The organism is Croceibacter sp. (genome assembly GCF_002716225.1).
Classification (GTDB): Bacteria; Bacteroidota; Bacteroidia; order Flavobacteriales; family Flavobacteriaceae; genus Croceibacter; species Croceibacter atlanticus.
The window spans coordinates 1-16,232 of record NZ_PAZX01000019.1 but is presented as its reverse complement, the minus strand read 5'-3'; the positions used below and the strand labels follow the sequence as shown (position 1 = coordinate 16,232).

The 16,232-nt window shown below is 35.2% G+C and carries 20 protein-coding genes; 2 read left to right on the top strand and 18 right to left on the bottom strand.

Annotated features, from left to right (window positions below):
• Together CL818_RS13325 and CL818_RS13320 are read right to left on the bottom strand one after the other, a co-directional pair.
• Positions 1 to 602 (bottom strand): dimethylarginine dimethylaminohydrolase family protein (locus CL818_RS13325; RefSeq protein WP_286973351.1); only part of this gene is annotated, 602 nt, incomplete at its 3' end.
• An 84-nt stretch (positions 603 to 686) separates the two neighbouring features.
• Entirely contained in the window at positions 687 to 1,973 is a 1,287-nt protein-coding gene (locus CL818_RS13320) for a citrate synthase (protein WP_272973402.1), read from the bottom strand.
• 804 nt (positions 1,974 to 2,777) lie between these two features.
• Here CL818_RS13320 and CL818_RS13315 point away from each other — a divergent pair.
• Together CL818_RS13315 and CL818_RS13310 are read left to right on the top strand one after the other, a co-directional pair.
• Complete coding sequence (locus CL818_RS13315; protein WP_286971663.1) at positions 2,778 to 5,573, top strand: S8 family serine peptidase; 2,796 nt, start codon at positions 2,778 to 2,780, stop codon at positions 5,571 to 5,573.
• A gap of 3 nt (positions 5,574 to 5,576) precedes the next feature.
• Entirely contained in the window at positions 5,577 to 6,308 is a 732-nt protein-coding gene (locus tag CL818_RS13310) for a T9SS type A sorting domain-containing protein (RefSeq protein WP_013186934.1), read from the top strand.
• Between the two features lie 94 nt (positions 6,309 to 6,402).
• Here the strand turns inward: CL818_RS13310 and eno are convergent, their stop codons facing one another.
• From eno to rpsH, 16 genes are all read right to left on the bottom strand, one after another.
• The gene (gene eno / locus CL818_RS13305) at positions 6,403 to 7,689 is read right to left on the bottom strand and encodes a phosphopyruvate hydratase (RefSeq protein ID WP_013186933.1); all 1,287 of its coding nucleotides are present in this window, start codon (positions 7,687 to 7,689) and stop codon (positions 6,403 to 6,405) included.
• An 89-nt stretch (positions 7,690 to 7,778) separates the two neighbouring features.
• Positions 7,779 to 8,900: a glutamine-hydrolyzing carbamoyl-phosphate synthase small subunit gene (carA, locus tag CL818_RS13300; protein ID WP_013186932.1), complete on the bottom strand. Its 1,122-nt coding sequence runs from the start codon at positions 8,898 to 8,900 to the stop codon at positions 7,779 to 7,781.
• A 137-nt stretch (positions 8,901 to 9,037) separates the two neighbouring features.
• The gene (gene rplQ, locus CL818_RS13295) at positions 9,038 to 9,508 is read right to left on the bottom strand and encodes a 50S ribosomal protein L17 (RefSeq protein ID WP_272973400.1); all 471 of its coding nucleotides are present in this window, start codon (positions 9,506 to 9,508) and stop codon (positions 9,038 to 9,040) included.
• 65 nt (positions 9,509 to 9,573) lie between these two features.
• On the bottom strand, positions 9,574 to 10,566 hold the full coding sequence (locus tag CL818_RS13290; protein WP_041240931.1) for a DNA-directed RNA polymerase subunit alpha: 993 nt from the start codon (positions 10,564 to 10,566) through the stop codon (positions 9,574 to 9,576).
• A gap of 95 nt (positions 10,567 to 10,661) precedes the next feature.
• Positions 10,662 to 11,267 carry a 30S ribosomal protein S4 gene (rpsD, locus tag CL818_RS13285; RefSeq protein ID WP_013186929.1) on the bottom strand — a complete coding sequence of 202 codons (606 nt, stop codon included), beginning with the start codon at positions 11,265 to 11,267 and terminating at the stop codon, positions 10,662 to 10,664.
• 85 nt (positions 11,268 to 11,352) lie between these two features.
• Complete coding sequence (rpsK, locus tag CL818_RS13280; RefSeq protein ID WP_013186928.1) at positions 11,353 to 11,766, bottom strand: 30S ribosomal protein S11; 414 nt, start codon at positions 11,764 to 11,766, stop codon at positions 11,353 to 11,355.
• A gap of 9 nt (positions 11,767 to 11,775) precedes the next feature.
• Positions 11,776 to 12,150: a 30S ribosomal protein S13 gene (gene rpsM, locus CL818_RS13275; RefSeq protein ID WP_013186927.1), complete on the bottom strand. Its 375-nt coding sequence runs from the start codon at positions 12,148 to 12,150 to the stop codon at positions 11,776 to 11,778.
• Between the two features lie 2 nt (positions 12,151 to 12,152).
• Positions 12,153 to 12,269, bottom strand: coding sequence for a type B 50S ribosomal protein L36 (ykgO, locus tag CL818_RS13270; RefSeq protein WP_010519235.1), 117 nt, complete (start codon positions 12,267 to 12,269; stop codon positions 12,153 to 12,155).
• A 9-nt stretch (positions 12,270 to 12,278) separates the two neighbouring features.
• Positions 12,279 to 12,494: a translation initiation factor IF-1 gene (infA, locus tag CL818_RS13265; protein ID WP_013186926.1), complete on the bottom strand. Its 216-nt coding sequence runs from the start codon at positions 12,492 to 12,494 to the stop codon at positions 12,279 to 12,281.
• Between the two features lie 3 nt (positions 12,495 to 12,497).
• The gene (secY, locus tag CL818_RS13260; RefSeq protein WP_272973399.1) at positions 12,498 to 13,841 is read right to left on the bottom strand and encodes a preprotein translocase subunit SecY; all 1,344 of its coding nucleotides are present in this window, start codon (positions 13,839 to 13,841) and stop codon (positions 12,498 to 12,500) included.
• A 12-nt stretch (positions 13,842 to 13,853) separates the two neighbouring features.
• On the bottom strand, positions 13,854 to 14,306 hold the full coding sequence (gene rplO / locus CL818_RS13255) for a 50S ribosomal protein L15 (protein WP_272973398.1): 453 nt from the start codon (positions 14,304 to 14,306) through the stop codon (positions 13,854 to 13,856).
• Positions 14,307 to 14,316: 10 nt separating this feature from the next.
• Entirely contained in the window at positions 14,317 to 14,496 is a 180-nt protein-coding gene (gene rpmD, locus CL818_RS13250; RefSeq protein ID WP_013186923.1) for a 50S ribosomal protein L30, read from the bottom strand.
• Positions 14,497 to 14,508: 12 nt separating this feature from the next.
• Positions 14,509 to 15,033 carry a 30S ribosomal protein S5 gene (rpsE, locus tag CL818_RS13245; protein ID WP_013186922.1) on the bottom strand — a complete coding sequence of 175 codons (525 nt, stop codon included), beginning with the start codon at positions 15,031 to 15,033 and terminating at the stop codon, positions 14,509 to 14,511.
• A 3-nt stretch (positions 15,034 to 15,036) separates the two neighbouring features.
• Positions 15,037 to 15,390, bottom strand: a complete 354-nt coding sequence (gene rplR, locus CL818_RS13240; RefSeq protein WP_013186921.1) for a 50S ribosomal protein L18 — start codon at positions 15,388 to 15,390, stop codon at positions 15,037 to 15,039.
• Positions 15,391 to 15,402: 12 nt separating this feature from the next.
• The gene (rplF, locus tag CL818_RS13235; RefSeq protein WP_286973350.1) at positions 15,403 to 15,945 is read right to left on the bottom strand and encodes a 50S ribosomal protein L6; all 543 of its coding nucleotides are present in this window, start codon (positions 15,943 to 15,945) and stop codon (positions 15,403 to 15,405) included.
• A gap of 20 nt (positions 15,946 to 15,965) precedes the next feature.
• Positions 15,966 to 16,232, bottom strand: a 267-nt coding sequence (rpsH, locus tag CL818_RS13230; protein WP_286973349.1) for a 30S ribosomal protein S8, incomplete at its 5' end; no start/stop codon positions are given.

The following is a 16,232-nucleotide window of genomic DNA, read 5'->3' as shown; positions in this document are numbered from 1 at the left end:
CAATCTAAATGAAGAGCATTATCTTGAGGAATTGTATTAGACTTTCTAAGATTAAACGATTTTACTGTTTTATTAGGAAATAACTCTGTAAGCGCCTCAACAGCTTTCATATTTGTACGAGCTGTGATATAGCTAGGATAATCTTCACCTCTATAAGTTCCTATAAATATATGATCATCATAAAGCATAACATCACCACCTTCTACGTGAGCTTCCTCAGGTAGTTTAATTCTATTTTCTTTTGGCACTTGAGACCATACGTGCTCTATAGCATCAATCTCTTTTGCTCTATCTGGTAATATATTTGCTATTACCATCTTATCATCTATTACAAATGCTATATCGCGAGAAAATATTTGGTTGTAATCTTTTATTATAGTTGGCCTAAACACCTGTACATCATATTTTTCAAGCACCTTTGCTACAGCATTCATCTCCTCAACCATATCTTCTACCTTGGGATATGTACCTGCCTTAATATGAAGTTTAGATTTAGGATCATAAGCTTCCTCAAGCGTTGGTGCAGGACCATTACTTTTAGCTCTTCCCAATACAACCGCTCTAAGCCGAGAGGTTTCATTTGTAACGTGTAGTTTAAGCATAGGTATTTTTTTTGCAAATATAATTAAATGAAAAAGCGTGCCGTTAAAAAAAACAACACGCTATATAATTTTTTAGAGAAAAGATTAACGCTTATCTACAGCTTTAAATTCTCTGTGGTTCTCCCCAATGTAAACCTGTCTTGGTCTTCCTATTGGCTCTTTACGTAAACGCATTTCGCGCCATTGTGCTATCCAACCTGGTAAACGACCTAGAGCAAACATTGCTGTAAACATTTCAGTAGGTATTCCTAAAGCTCTGTAAATAATACCAGAGTAAAAGTCTACGTTAGGGTATAATTTACGGTCTACAAAATAGCTATCTTCTAAAGCTTCTTTCTCTAAACCTTTAGCTATATCTAATACTGGATCTTCAATACCTAAAGCACCTAATACATCATCTGCAGATTTCTTGATAATCTTAGCTCTTGGGTCGAAGTTTTTATAAACTCTATGACCAAAGCCCATAAGACGGAAAGGATCTTCCTTGTCTTTAGCTTTCTCCATAAACTTATGTGTATCTCCACCATCTTCTTTAATAGCCTCAAGCATTTCGATTACGGCTTGGTTGGCACCACCGTGAAGTGGACCCCAAAGCGCATTAATTCCTGCTGAAATAGAAGCAAATAATCCTGCATGAGAAGAACCTACTATACGTACAGTAGATGTAGAGCAGTTTTGCTCGTGATCTGCGTGTAGTATTAATAATTTATCTAACGCTTCAACTACTGTAGAAGACGCATTATATTCTCCATTAGGTTTCTTAAACATCATCTTTAAGAAATTCTCTACATACCCTAAAGAGTCATCACCATAATCTAATGGCTTACCAACTCGTTTTCTGTAGGCCCAAGCTGTAAGTACTGGAAATTTACCTAAAATCTTCACTATTGCGTTATACATTTCCTCTTCAGAATCTACATTAACTGAAGATGGATTAAATGCAATTAATGCATTTGTAAGTGAAGACAACACGCCCATTGGGTGTGCAGACTTTGGAAAACCGTCTAATATTTTCTTAATATCCTCATCTACGTGAGAGTGAGATTTAATATCTGTATGAAACTTTTCGAATTGTTCTTTAGTAGGAAGTTCTCCAAAAATTAACAGGTAAGCTGTTTCTAAAAAACTTGCTTTTTCAGCTAAATCTTCAATAGAGTATCCTCTGTAACGAAGAATTCCTTCTTCACCATTTAAAAATGTAATTGCACTTTCACAAGAGCCTGTATTTTTGTAACCTGGATCTATTGTAGTTAAGCCACCTGTAACACCTCTTAAGGTCTTAATGTCTATGGCAGATTCGTTTTCTGTTCCCGTAATTACTGGGAATTCGTACTTTTTTCCTTCGTATTCTAAAGTCGCATTCTTGGACATTCTTCTTCTAAATTTTATTGTTTTTCTGAATTCGCTAAGTTACGAAATCTACTGTTAAGAAACCATTAAACCATATCTTGAAAACATGGTTTTTTAATAAAATTATCATAAACATTTAGATCTGTATTATCATACTCTTATAAAAACCCTTGTTACATTACTTAATCCCGATGTTAGAATGATTTTCAATTATTGAAAAACTAATAATATATAGACTCATATAAAACATATATTTTCAGTAATAATGCTATCGAAAATAGATGCTTTTGGAAAAAGAACCCATATCACCAAACTTCAATTCGAGGTCTCCAGTACAATATATGTCTAAACCTACATAAGCTGATTAACAACCTTTAATACAGCTACTTATAATATTTAAAATGCCATTACAACATCGAATAAAAAAAGCCATTTATAAAAATTTGAATTCACACTTTATATTAACTACGAGACCTAAGCCTAAAAAAATTCAATTTTTTAAGTTAAAATACTGTTAATGAATTGATTGAATTTAAATGTTTAAACTATAATTACTAAAGATTTTATTTATTCTTTAGAAATAAAACAGTAAGAATAAGGCCCTGTTAAATCATATATAATTAATTTTTATTAAACCAACCATAAAATTTATCACTATATGAAATACTTTACACAAGCACACAAGCACACAAGCACACAAGCACACAAGCACACAAGCACACTAAAATTAAGTTTTTCTTTCTCATTGTTTTGCTTAGCCTAAGCACAACCCTGTTATCGCAAGAATATAAAAGCTTTTATTTAGAACTAGCTTCTGGCATTGGCGTGGATTTACTCGATGGGAGCCAAATAGTTATACAACCCGACCAAACCATAAAACTAGTTACAAATCAAACACATCCTATTTTTGATTTCCTAAATTCGAAACCTTTCTATTCTATAGAAAAAGCATTTCCAATGACTTCACTTCCTCGACTTAAAAAAGTATATATAATATCTATAAAAGATGATACTTTAGTGACTGACTTTGTTAATAACACAGGAATCACTTACTTTAAAGAGATAGATGATGATAATAATATATTAACTAGCACTACAACAGCAGTTAACAACACACAAATTTCGATACCAAATGATTACGAAGACTTACTTTATGGCGGCAATAATGCTTCTTTAGAATTAATTAATGCGCCATTAGCTTGGGCAATTACAACTGGTGATTCGAACATTTTGGTAGGAGTAGTAGACTCATCCTACGAGTTAAATCATCCCGATTTGACCGGGCAAATAGTTAACAATATTGAAGTCGTGCCAAGTAATTTTTCTCACGGAACAGCTGTAGCGAGCATCATAGCAGCAAATACCGATAACAATGAAGGACTATCAAGTCTTGGTAGAGATTTAAAGTTAGTAACTGCTACCTGTGGAGGTGGAGGTAACAATCTAGTTTCGGGTTTGGAAGAATTGGCAGATTATCCTGGTGTAAGAGTAATTAACTGTAGTTGGCGTATTTGCGAAGGCTCTCCTGTCAAAACTTATCTGGACGATGTTATGGATTATGTCCGTACAAAAGACATTTTAGTTGTAGCAAGTGCAGGCAATGGTGTTCAGGGAGATGGTACTGTAAAGGGTTGCGATTCAGACGGCAATGGTTATGGATATCCTGGCTCCTATGATGATGCGATTTCTGTTACAGGCGTTGGCCATAGATTTTCTATAGGCACTTTACAGGACAATATTCCTGGCCAAACTAAATCTTGGATTGACGTTCATAGGCAGCTACCTGACAACCCTAACAATTTTGCATCTCATACGCACAATGACAAAGTCAATGTTTCAGCTCCTGGTATTTACGTGCTATCTGCCACGGAAACATCCAACAATCAAACTGGATATACTGCAGGTATCGGTACGTCGTCATCAACGCCACTTGCTTCAGCACTGGCTGGATTAATTTTCTCCATTAATCCAAATTTCACAGCAACACAAGTTAAAGATATTATTGAATCTACGACAGATAACATATATGACATAGATTTAAATCAACCCTATATTGGCGAATTAGGAACAGGTCGCATCAATGCCTATGCTGCTGTTTTAAAAGCGCAATGTTTAACCAACCCTGAAAGCGGACTCGATCTTGCAATGCAAAATTCTCAACTCGACAATTTTGAAGAACCCGACACCTTAACAACACAACCATACCGAAGCAAGGATATATGGGTACGCAATCAAGATGATGGATTATTAGTAAAGGAGCATCAGAATCCTGAATATGACTCTAACAACCCCAATTACGTTTACGTAAGAGTAACCAATAGCAGTTGCGATAGCTCTACAGGATCAGATCCCTTAAAGCTCTATTGGGCTAAAGCCAACACAGCTTTATCTTGGCCAGACCATTGGGATGGCAGTTTAACAATGACAGATCCTATTACAGGAGAAGATATTCTTATGGGTGACCAGATTGGAACAGTTAACATTCCACCTTTAGATATTGGGCAGGAAGCCATATTGACTTTTGAATGGCTAGTGCCTAATCCCGAAGATTATGAAAATATCAACCCCAATCCCTGGCATTTTTGCCTTTTGGCTCGCATAGATACGCCTAACGACCCTATGACTACCCCTGAAAACGACAATATTGTCTTGAATGTGTGGAACAACAATAATATTGTATGGAAAAACACTACTGTTGTAGATGTCGTTGAAAATAGTTCTAATTATGGTGGTGTAGTCGCTGTGGGTAATTACAGTAATCAACAACAATCATTTGATCTCGTTTTTGTTAAAGATGCCAACGAAAAAGGGAAAGCTATTTATGAAGAAGCAGAAGTAGGTTTAGAAATGGACACCACCTTATATAATGCTTGGCAAGATGGTGGAAAAAGCCAATCGCAACTAAAATCTACCAAAGATGATTATAAGAAAATTCTCACCACCAACAATTCTAAACTAGGCAACATTATATTAGACGCTGGAGAAATTGGGACGTTATACGTTTCCTTCAACTTTTTTACTAACCAATCTACATCAAAGGATAAATTTGCATTAAGTGTTTTGCAACAGGATGCAACTACAGGTTCTCTTATTGGTGGTGAAGAATACATTATAAACAAAAAAACCAGCAGTAGTTTTAGGGCGAATGCCGGTGAAGATCAAGATATAAAAAAGGATGAGTTTATAGTACTTAGTGCTACACCCATAAATGAGGATGTCACTTTCAATTGGTATGACCAAAATAATACACTCCTCTATTCTGGTGAAAATGTATTGGTTAATCCCGAATTCACTTCAACCTATAAATTAGAAGTGATTTCAAACCTCAACGGATTTAAAGATTATGACCATGTAGACATTACTGTTAATCCTTTTTATCTCGAAAGTCTAATACCCAATCCTGCAAACAACCTAGTTACAGTGCAATATAAAGTCGATGAGGCAAGTTCTGCTTACCTATCAGTAGTTAATACTGCAACAGGACAACATCACAACTATATACTCGATACCACTCAAACCAGTAGACTTTTAGATATTTCTAATTTGAGTTCGGGGATTTACAGTATAATACTAGTGTGTGATGGCGAAATTCAAGACTCATTAAATCTTTCAAAACTATAAGTTATGAAAACCTTAATCATATTATTTTTTTTACTAACTACTTTATATTATGCTCAAGCCCAAGACTCGCAGCTTCTTGACAAAGAATGGACTTTAGATCATATAACACTCGATAATTTAAATTATTATCCTCCTTTTGAGAATGGTGAGGGTTCAGATTCTCAAATTGAATTTTATGATTCAGAAGTCAGTGAGTTAGTTGTTGTGTTTTGTTCATTTATAAGTGTCGTATATGAATTTTCTTCAACAAGCTCGGAATTCACAACGATAGGAAGCTGGGGAGGCTCTACTAATCAATGTTTTAATGAAGATAATCAAAATTATGAAGGTATGTACTACAATGATTTTTGGCTTACACATAACGATACCTCCAATAATACATTTTCTTATAACATTGTTACTGGAGATGATGGCACAATGATGCTCACTATCACCAACGAGAACGGCGATCAGGCCTTTTATAACAGTGCAGCACTTGGAGTTGAGGATAATGCAGGACAACAAATTACCATATTTCCTAATCCTGCGGAAGATGTGTTTCACATTATAAATGAGATGCCGTCTTCAATTTCTAGTTTGACTATATATAATATTAAAGGAAAACGGATCTTGCAAAAGGACAATATTTCCAAGAATGAAATAATAGATGTATCCTCATTACCATCAGGACTATATCTTGTAGATGTAAATAACACGGAAGGTCATCGTGAAGTTATAAAATTAGTAAAACGCTAAAGCCTTTCTTTAGCTAAAAAAAAGGCTTTCCTCATACTTACGGAAAGCCTTTTTCTATTGTGTCATTATAACACGCTCAATCGTCGTATTTGCACTAAATTTTAAACGCCAAGCGGCCTGGAAAATAAGCCGTATCACCCAATTCTTCTTCAATACGAAGTAATTGATTGTACTTAGCCATACGGTCACTACGAGATGCAGATCCTGTTTTAATTTGACCACAGTTTAGCGCTACAGCTAAGTCTGCAATAGTATTATCTTCTGTTTCTCCAGATCTATGAGACATTACACAAGTATAACCTGCATTCTGCGCCATATTGATTGCCGCAATAGTTTCAGACAATGTTCCTATTTGGTTTACTTTAATAAGAATTGAGTTGGCGATACCTTCTTTTATACCTCTAGAAAGTCTTTCAACATTAGTCACAAATAAATCGTCTCCTACTAATTGTACATTATCGCCTACTTTCTCAGTTAAAGATTTCCAACCATTCCAATCGTTTTCATCCATACCATCTTCAATAGAAATAATTGGATATTTTTTGGTAAGGTCTGCTAAATATTGAGCTTGTTCTTCTGAGGTTCTTGTAACTCCAGATTCGCCTTCAAATTTTTTATAATCGTATTTACCATCTACATAAAACTCTGCTGCCGCACAGTCTAATGCAATCATAATCTCATCACCAAAAGTGTACCCTGCATTTTCAACAGCTAGCTTAATACTGTCTAAAGCATCTTCTGTACCATCTAAAGTTGGCGCAAAACCTCCTTCATCTCCTACTGCCGTGCTTAAATTTCTTTCGTGAAGTACTTTTTTAAGGTTATGAAATATTTCAGAACCCATTTGCATTGCATGCGTAAAGTTTTTTGCTTTAACAGGCATTACCATAAATTCTTGAAAAGCAATTGGTGCATCACTATGTGAGCCGCCATTTATGATATTCATCATTGGTACTGGCAGTGTTTTAGCAGCTACGCCACCAACATATCTATACAATGGTAAGTTTAATTCATTTGCGGCAGCTTTTGCAACAGCCAATGATACTCCTAAAATAGCATTAGCTCCTAGCTTAGATTTGTTAGCTGTACCATCTATCTCACACATTTGTTTATCGATATATTCCTGCTCAAAAACAGAAACACCCATTAACTCTTGAGCAATGATTGAGTTTACGTTATCAACAGCTTTTTGCACGCCTTTACCCATATATGCTTTACCACCATCACGTAACTCTACCGCTTCGTGCTCTCCAGTTGAAGCTCCTGAAGGAACTGCTGCACGGCCAAGCACACCGTTTTCTGTAATAACATCTACCTCTACCGTTGGGTTTCCTCTTGAATCAAATATTTGTCTTGCTCTAATATCAATTATTATACTCATAATTTATAGGTTCTATTTTTCTGAAAATTACAGAAAAGGATCTTTAAAATAACTATTTTTTATAGGCTTTAACCTATAACGTTTTCGCCTTAAGCAGTTACTGGTTTTGAATTTTCTATTAATGTAATAAAATCATCAAACAAATATGTCGCGTCATTTGGACCTGGACTTGCTTCTGGATGGTATTGTACAGAAAAGCAGTTTTTAGATTTATGTTTTAAGCCTGCAATAGTATTATCATTGAGATGGCGATGAGTAACTTCGATATCTGGATGATTTTCTGCTTCCTCAATATTAATCGCGAACCCATGGTTTTGAGATGTAATTTCTCCTTTACCCGAAGTAAGGTTTTTAATAGGATGATTTATTCCACGATGACCATTATGCATTTTATAGGTTGAAACTCCAATTGCCAATCCTATAACTTGATGCCCTAAACAAATACCAAACAAAGGTTTGTTCTTTTCAATAATTATCTTAGCTAAAATTATGGCATCTTTTAATGGTTCTGGATCTCCAGGTCCATTAGACAAGAAATATCCGTCTGGATTAAATTTACTCATCTCCTCGTATGTAGAATTGTATGGAAAAACCTTAACGTAACAATCTCTTTTAGCTAAGTTTCTAAGTATGTTTTTCTTTACTCCAATGTCTAAAGCAGCGATTTTATATTTTGCATCTTTCTCTCCAATAAAATACGGCTCTTTAGTAGACACCTTAGATGCAAGCTCTAAACCAGCCATTGTAGGAACTTCTGCCAATTCTTTTTTAAGAGCGTCTATTTCATTTACACGTGTTGAAATTACAGCATTCATAGCGCCATTATCTCTTATGTATGCAACAAGTGCACGAGTGTCTACGTTCGAGATAGATAATAAGTTGTTTTCTTTTAAAAACTGCTCAAGAGACATATCACTACGTTGTCTTGAAAAATTATAACTAAAATTACGGCAAACTAAGCCAGCAATTTTAATATCGTCACTTTCTACATCATCAGAAAAAGTACCGTAGTTACCAATATGAGCGTTGGTAGTTACCATAATCTGACCAAAATAAGATGGGTCTGTAAAGATTTCTTGGTAACCAGTCATACCAGTATTAAAGCATACTTCACCAAAAGTGGTGCCTTCTACGTTTCCTACAGATTTACCATGAAAAATGGTGCCATCTGCCAATAAAATTAATGCGGGTTTATGATCTTGATATCTCATAGTATGTTTTCATTAAAGTTTTGCAAAAATATAAAAACCAAATATTGTTTTGGGTTTGTTTTAAATATGAGTCAAAAAAAAAGGACAAGTTTTTCAACTTATCCTTTTTTCCTATATAACTAAGTGTCGAGTCATTATTACTCTTCTTCTTTGTTTGCTTTAGTTTCTGTTGCAGCTGCAGCAGTTTTGCTACCTCCACCACGACGACTTCTACGAGTTTTCTTTTCTGGTTTACCAGCAGTATAAAGCTCATTAAAGTCAACCAACTCAATCATTGCCATATTAGCGTTATCACCAAGTCTGTTTCCAAGCTTAATAATACGTGTATAACCACCTGGACGATCTCCTACTTTTGGTGCTACGTCTCTAAATAATTCAGTTACTGCATATTTATTACGCAATTTGCTAAATACTAGACGACGGCTGTGGGTAGTATCTTCCTTAGATTTTGTTACTAAAGGCTCTACAAACATTTTTAAAGCTTTAGCTTTAGCAACAGTTGTATTTATTCTTTTGTGTTCAATTAGGGAACAAGCCATATTAGCTAACATAGCTTTTCTATGCGCTGTTTTACGTCCTAAGTGATTTCCTTTTTTTCTGTGTCTCATGACAGGTTGTTTAAATCATCATCTTGCTGCAACTTATTTTTAAAGGAGCAAAATATGATGTATTACTAATCTTTATCTAATTTATATTTTGAAAGATCCATTCCAAAATTAAGTCCCTTGTTGTTTACAAGTTCTTCTAATTCTGTTAAAGACTTTTTACCGAAGTTTCTAAATTTCATTAAATCGTTCTTATTATAAGAAACTAAGTCTCCTAATGAATCTACTTCTGCAGCTTTAAGGCAATTAAGTGCACGTACAGAAAGATCCATATCTACTAACTTAGTCTTTAATAACTGACGCATATGTAAAGACTCTTCATCATAAGTTTCAGTTTGAGCAATCTCATCTGCCTCTAGGGTGATGCGCTCATCACTAAATAACATAAAGTGATGTATTAAAGTTTTAGCAGCTTCAGTTAAAGCATCTTTAGGATGGATTGAACCATCTGTTTGGATTTCAAAAACTAACTTTTCGTAATCTGTCTTTTGCTCAACACGGTAGTTTTCAATACTATACTTTACATTTTTTATAGGTGTAAAGATAGAATCTGTGAAAATTGTACCTATTGGTGCGTTACTTTTCTTGTTTTCTTCTGCTGGAACATATCCGCGACCTTTTTCTATAGTAATTTCTATATTAAGGTTCACTTTTTTGTCCATATTACAAATTACCATATCTGGATTCAATACTTGGAATCCTGAAATGAATTTCTGGAAATCACCAGCAGTTAACTGCTCTTGACCAGAAATATTCATAGTTACAGTTTCATTGTCTACTTCGTCAATTTGTCTTTTAAAACGTACTTGTTTTAAATTTAATATGATTTCAGTTACATCTTCAACAACACCTGAAATTGTAGAAAATTCATGATCTACACCTTCAACACGTACAGAAGAAATTGCGAAACCTTCTAAAGAAGATAATAATACACGTCTTAATGCATTACCTACTGTTAAACCATAACCAGGCTCCAACGGACGAAATTCGAATTTACCTTCGAAATCGGTTGAATCAATCATGATTACTTTATCGGGCTTCTGAAAATTTAATATTGCCATTTTTGTGTCTTCGTTTTAATTGTTATTAGGTTGCGCGGTTTAAAAGTTTGAAGAATACTTAAAAACCCTTTGGCCCAATACCAATGGATTAAATATTATTTAGAGTATAATTCGACGATGAATTGCTCATTAATGTTCTCTGGAATCTGAACTCTTCCTGGTACACTTACGTAAGTACCTTCTTTCTTTTCGTTATTCCAAGTTATCCATTCGTAAACAGTAGAGTTGTTTGATAAAGATGATTGGATAGCATCTAAAGATTTAGATTTCTCTCTTACACCTACAACATCACCAGCTTTAAGTTGGTAAGAAGGAATATTTACTAACTCACCATTTACAGTTATGTGTCTGTGTGATACTAATTGTCTAGCACCTGGACGAGAAGGAGAAATTCCCATACGGTAAACAACGTTATCTAGACGAGATTCACAAAGTTGTAACAACACCTCACCAGTAATACCTGTTGCAGCTGTTGCTTTCTTAAATAATCCTCTAAATTGACGCTCTAATATACCGTAAGTATATTTTGCTTTTTGCTTTTCTGCTAATTGTATAGCGTACTCAGATTTTTTGCCACGACGACGGTTATTACCGTGTTGACCTGGAGGATAATTTCTTTTTTCAAAAGATTTATCTTCTCCGAAAATAGCTTCGCCAAATTTACGAGCTATCTTAGTTTTTGGACCAGTATATCTTGCCATTTCTAAAGTTTGTGTAAAAGAGACTATGAATTAAGGTCTAAAGTTAATCCTTCGACAGTCTTAGGTCTTTTACTATTGATATTTATTAAACTCGACGTCTTTTTGGTGGACGACAACCATTGTGAGGCATTGGAGTAACATCAATAATTTCTGTTACTTCAATTCCTGCATTGTGAATAGAACGGATAGCAGATTCTCTACCATTTCCAGGACCTTTCACATATACTTTTACTTTACGTAAACCAGCTTCATGAGCAACACCACTTGCATCTTCTGCTGCTAATTGAGCAGCGTAAGGAGTGTTTTTCTTAGATCCTCTAAAGCCCATCTTACCTGCAGAAGACCAAGAGATTACATCACCTTTCTTATTGGTTAAAGAAACGATAATGTTGTTGAAAGATGCAGAGATATGTGCTTCTCCAAATGCTTCAACAGCAACTTTACGTTTTCTAGCTTTGGCTTTAGCTGCACCAGCTTTACCTTTTACTTGTTTTGCCATTACTACTTATTATTTAGTTGCCTTCTTCTTGTTAGCAACAGTTTTACGTTTTCCTTTACGAGTACGAGAGTTGTTCTTAGTACGCTGACCACGTAATGGTAAACCACTTCTGTGGCGAATACCACGATAACAACCAATATCCATTAAACGCTTAATGCTTAAAGACACTTCTGTACGTAATTCACCTTCAATAGTGAACTGACCTACCTGCTGACGAATTCTACTGATTTCCTCATCATTCCAGTCTGATACTTTTTTGTCTTCACTTACATTAGCATTCTTAAGAACTTCTTGGGCTCTACTTCTGCCAATTCCGAAGATATAGGTTAATGCTATAACTCCTCGCTTTTGTTTTGGTATATCAACACCTGCAATTCTTGCCATAATTATCCTTGTCTTTGTTTGAATCTAGGATTCTTTTTGTTAATCACGTACAATCTGCCTTTTCTGCGTACAATCTTGCAGTCGGCACTTCTCTTTTTAATGGATGCTCTAACTTTCATAATGAATGTTTAGTATCTATAAGTTATACGAGCCTTTGTTAAATCGTAAGGGCTCATTTCTAATTTTACTTTATCTCCTGGTAATAATTTTATGTAGTGCATACGCATCTTTCCAGATATATGAGCCGTTACCACATGCTCATTTTCTAACTCTACACGAAACATCGCGTTCGAAAGTGCTTCTATTATTGTTCCGTCTTGTTCTATCGGCGGTTGTTTTGCCATAATTTATGCTACTGCTTTTCTATTCTTACCTGTTTTCATTAACCCGTCATAATGCTTGTTCAACAAGTACGAGTTTATTTGCTGCATTGTATCTATTGCAACACCAACCATAATTAATAGTGATGTTCCTCCAAAGAACAATGCCCAACCTTGTTGAATACCTAATAATCCTCCTACAATTGCTGGAAAAATAGCAATTAGCGCAAGGAAAATAGATCCTGGAAGTGTAATTTGAGACATAATCTTGTCTAAATATTCAGAAGTTTCTGTTCCAGGTCTTATTCCTGGTATGAAACCTCCACTTCTCTTTAAATCATCTGCAATCTTATTAGTAGGTACTGTAATTGCGGTGTAAAAGTACGTAAATACAATGATTAATAACGCAAATACTAAATTATACCAAAATCCGAAGATATCACTAAATGCTGCTGCAACACCTTGAGACGTTTCAGACTCTGATAATCCTGCTACTGCTGCTGGTATAAACATAATTGCTTGAGCAAAAATGATAGGCATTACACCAGATGCATTTAATTTTAGTGGTATAAATTGGCGTGAACCAAAAACATCTTTTTCATATCCTCCAGATTGTGTTCTTCTAGCATATTGTACTTGTATTTGTCGTACAGCCATTACTAACATTACTGAAGCAAATATGATAAAGAACCAAATTACTAGCTCTATAAGGATCATTATTAGACCACCGTTAGATTGATTTACTCTAGACACCCATTCTTGTGCAAATGCTTGTGGTAGAGTAGCAATAATACCAACCATAATTAATAATGATATACCATTTCCTATACCCTTATCTGTAATCTTTTCACCTAGCCACATTGCAAATATTGTTCCCGTAACTAAGATAATAACTGATGTAAAGTAAAATTGGAATGTTAATCCTAATACAAAGGCTTCTGTTGGTACACCTAATGCTGGTAAACTTGCTAAATAACCTGGTGCTTGCACCAAACAAATTGCAATTGTTAACCATCTTGTAATTTGATTAATTTTACGTCTTCCGCTTTCTCCATCCTTTTGAAGCTTTTGTAAGTAAGGTATAGCAATACCCATTAACTGTACAACAATAGATGCTGAAATGTAAGGCATAATACCTAATGCAAAAATTGAAGCATTAGAAAATGCACCTCCAGTAAAAGCATCTAAAAGACCTCCAATACCGCCACCTGCAAAATTTCCAGAAAACTGACCAAGTTGATCAGCATCAATACCTGGTAAAACAACTTGAGCACCAAAACGGTAAACTAATAACAAACCAAGCGTTACAAGGATTCTGTTTTTAAGTTCCTCAATCTTCCAGATATTTTTTAAAGTTTGGATAAATTTCATAAGGTGTATATATTATAAGGTTGTAGCTTCTCCGCCAGCTTTTTCGATAGCATCTTTAGCTGTCTTCGTGAATTTGTGAACAGATATTTTTAATGCTGTTTTTAATTCACCACGACCCATAATTTTTACTAGATCTTTTCTATTTGCCAAACGGTTCTCAACAAGAACATCTAAAGTTACTTCATCTGTAATGCGACCTGCATCAACATACTCTTGAAGTGTATCTAGATTAATTCCTTTGTATTCCACTCGGTTTCTGTTTGTAAAACCAAACTTAGGAACACGACGCTGTAATGGCATTTGTCCACCTTCAAAACCAACTTTTTTAGAGTATCCTGAACGTGACTTTGCACCTTTATGACCACGAGTTGCAGTACCACCTTTACCGGTACCTTGACCACGACCTTTGCGCTTAGCTTTATTTTTAACTGACCCTTCTGCAGGTCTTAGTTTGTGTAATTCCATTTGTAATGTGTTATGCTTCTTCTACAGAAACTAAGTGAGACACTTTATTTACCATTCCAAGGATGTTTGGTGTATCCTCGTGCTCGACTACTTGACCTATTCTTCTAAGACCCAATGCTCTTAATGTAAGCTTTTGGTCTTTTGGTCTTTTAATGTCGCTTCTTACTTTGGTTACTTTAATCTTTCCCATTGTTCCTAAGAATTATCCGTTAAATACTTTGTCTAAAGAGACACCACGTTGTTTTGCAATTGTATCTGCACTACGTAATTGTAATAATGCATCAAAAGTTGCTTTTACCACGTTATGTGGGTTTGATGAACCTTGGTTCTTTGATAATACATCATGTACACCAACTGCTTCTAATACTGCACGTATTGCACCACCAGCAATTACTCCTGTACCGGTTGCTGCAGGCATAAGCAAGACTCTAGCTCCACCATATTTACCCTTTTGCTCGTGTGGTAGTGTTCCTTTATTAAGAGGAATACGTACTAAGTTTTTCTTTGCATCTTCTACTGCTTTAGAAATAGCTTCAGAAACCTCTTTAGATTTTCCTAAACCTTGTCCTACAACACCAGATTCATCTCCTACAACTACAATTGCAGAAAAACCGAATGCTCTACCACCTTTAGTAACTTTAGTTACACGTTGTACGCCTACTAAACGATCTTTTAACTCTAATCCGCTTGGTTTAACAAGCTCTACATTTTTATACTTCTGATACATAATTTAGAATTTAAGTCCGGCTTCGCGTGCACCGTCTGCTAATGATTTAACTCTACCGTGGTATAAGTAACCACCTCTATCAAATGCAACTGCTTCGATACCAGCTTTTGTAGCTTTCTCTGCAATTGCTTTTCCTACTGCAGCAGCAACCTCCATACCGGTGCCTTCTGCGTTAACTTCTTTATCTCTAGAAGAAGCTGAAGCTAAAGTAGTTTCATTTACATCATCGATAATTTGAGCGTAAATTTCTTTATTGCTTCTAAATACTGCTAATCTTGGACGGCTAGGTGTACCGCTTAAATTTTTGCGTATTCTTCTTCTAATTCTAAGTCTTCTTGTTTCTCTTGAAAATGCCATAATACTGAATAATTATGCAGACTTACCTGCTTTTCTTCTTATTTGTTCTCCTACAAACTTAATACCTTTTCCTTTGTAAGGCTCAGGCTTACGGAAAGCTCTTATCTTTGCGGCTATCTGACCAACTAATTGCTTATCGTATGAACTAAGCTTTATGATAGGATTCTTACCTTTTTCAGTAACAGTCTCTACAGTTACTTCAGGAGCTACATCAAAAATAATGTTGTGAGAGAAGCCTAATGCCAAATCTAATTTTTGACCCTGATTAGTTGCTCTGTAACCTACTCCTACAAGTTCTAATGATTTTGTATACCCATTAGATACACCCTCGATCATATTATTGATCAAAGCTCGGTACAAACCATGTTTTGATTTGTCTTCTTTTTTATCTGAAGAACGTTCTAGAGTAATTATACCATCTTCGATAGCAATATCGATAGAAGAAAATTCCTGCTTCAGTTCTCCTAATTTTCCTTTTACTGTCACAACACCATCTGTTACATCTACAGTAACACCTTGTGGAATTGTAATTGGATTTTTACCTATTCTTGACATCTTTTCGTCTTTTTAGCTGGTTAGTATACGTAGCAAAGTACTTCACCACCTACATTTTCCTGCTGAGCTTGCTTACCCGTCATCACTCCCTTAGAAGTAGATACGATAGCGATACCCAATCCATTAAGAATACGTGGCACTTCAGATGAAGATGAATACTTACGTAAACCAGGTTTACTAATTCTTTGAATATCCTTGATTACAGACTCTTTGGTCTCTTTATCGTATTTCAAAGCAATTTTTATGCTTCCCTGCGGAGTATTGCTCTCAAATTTGTAACTAAGAAT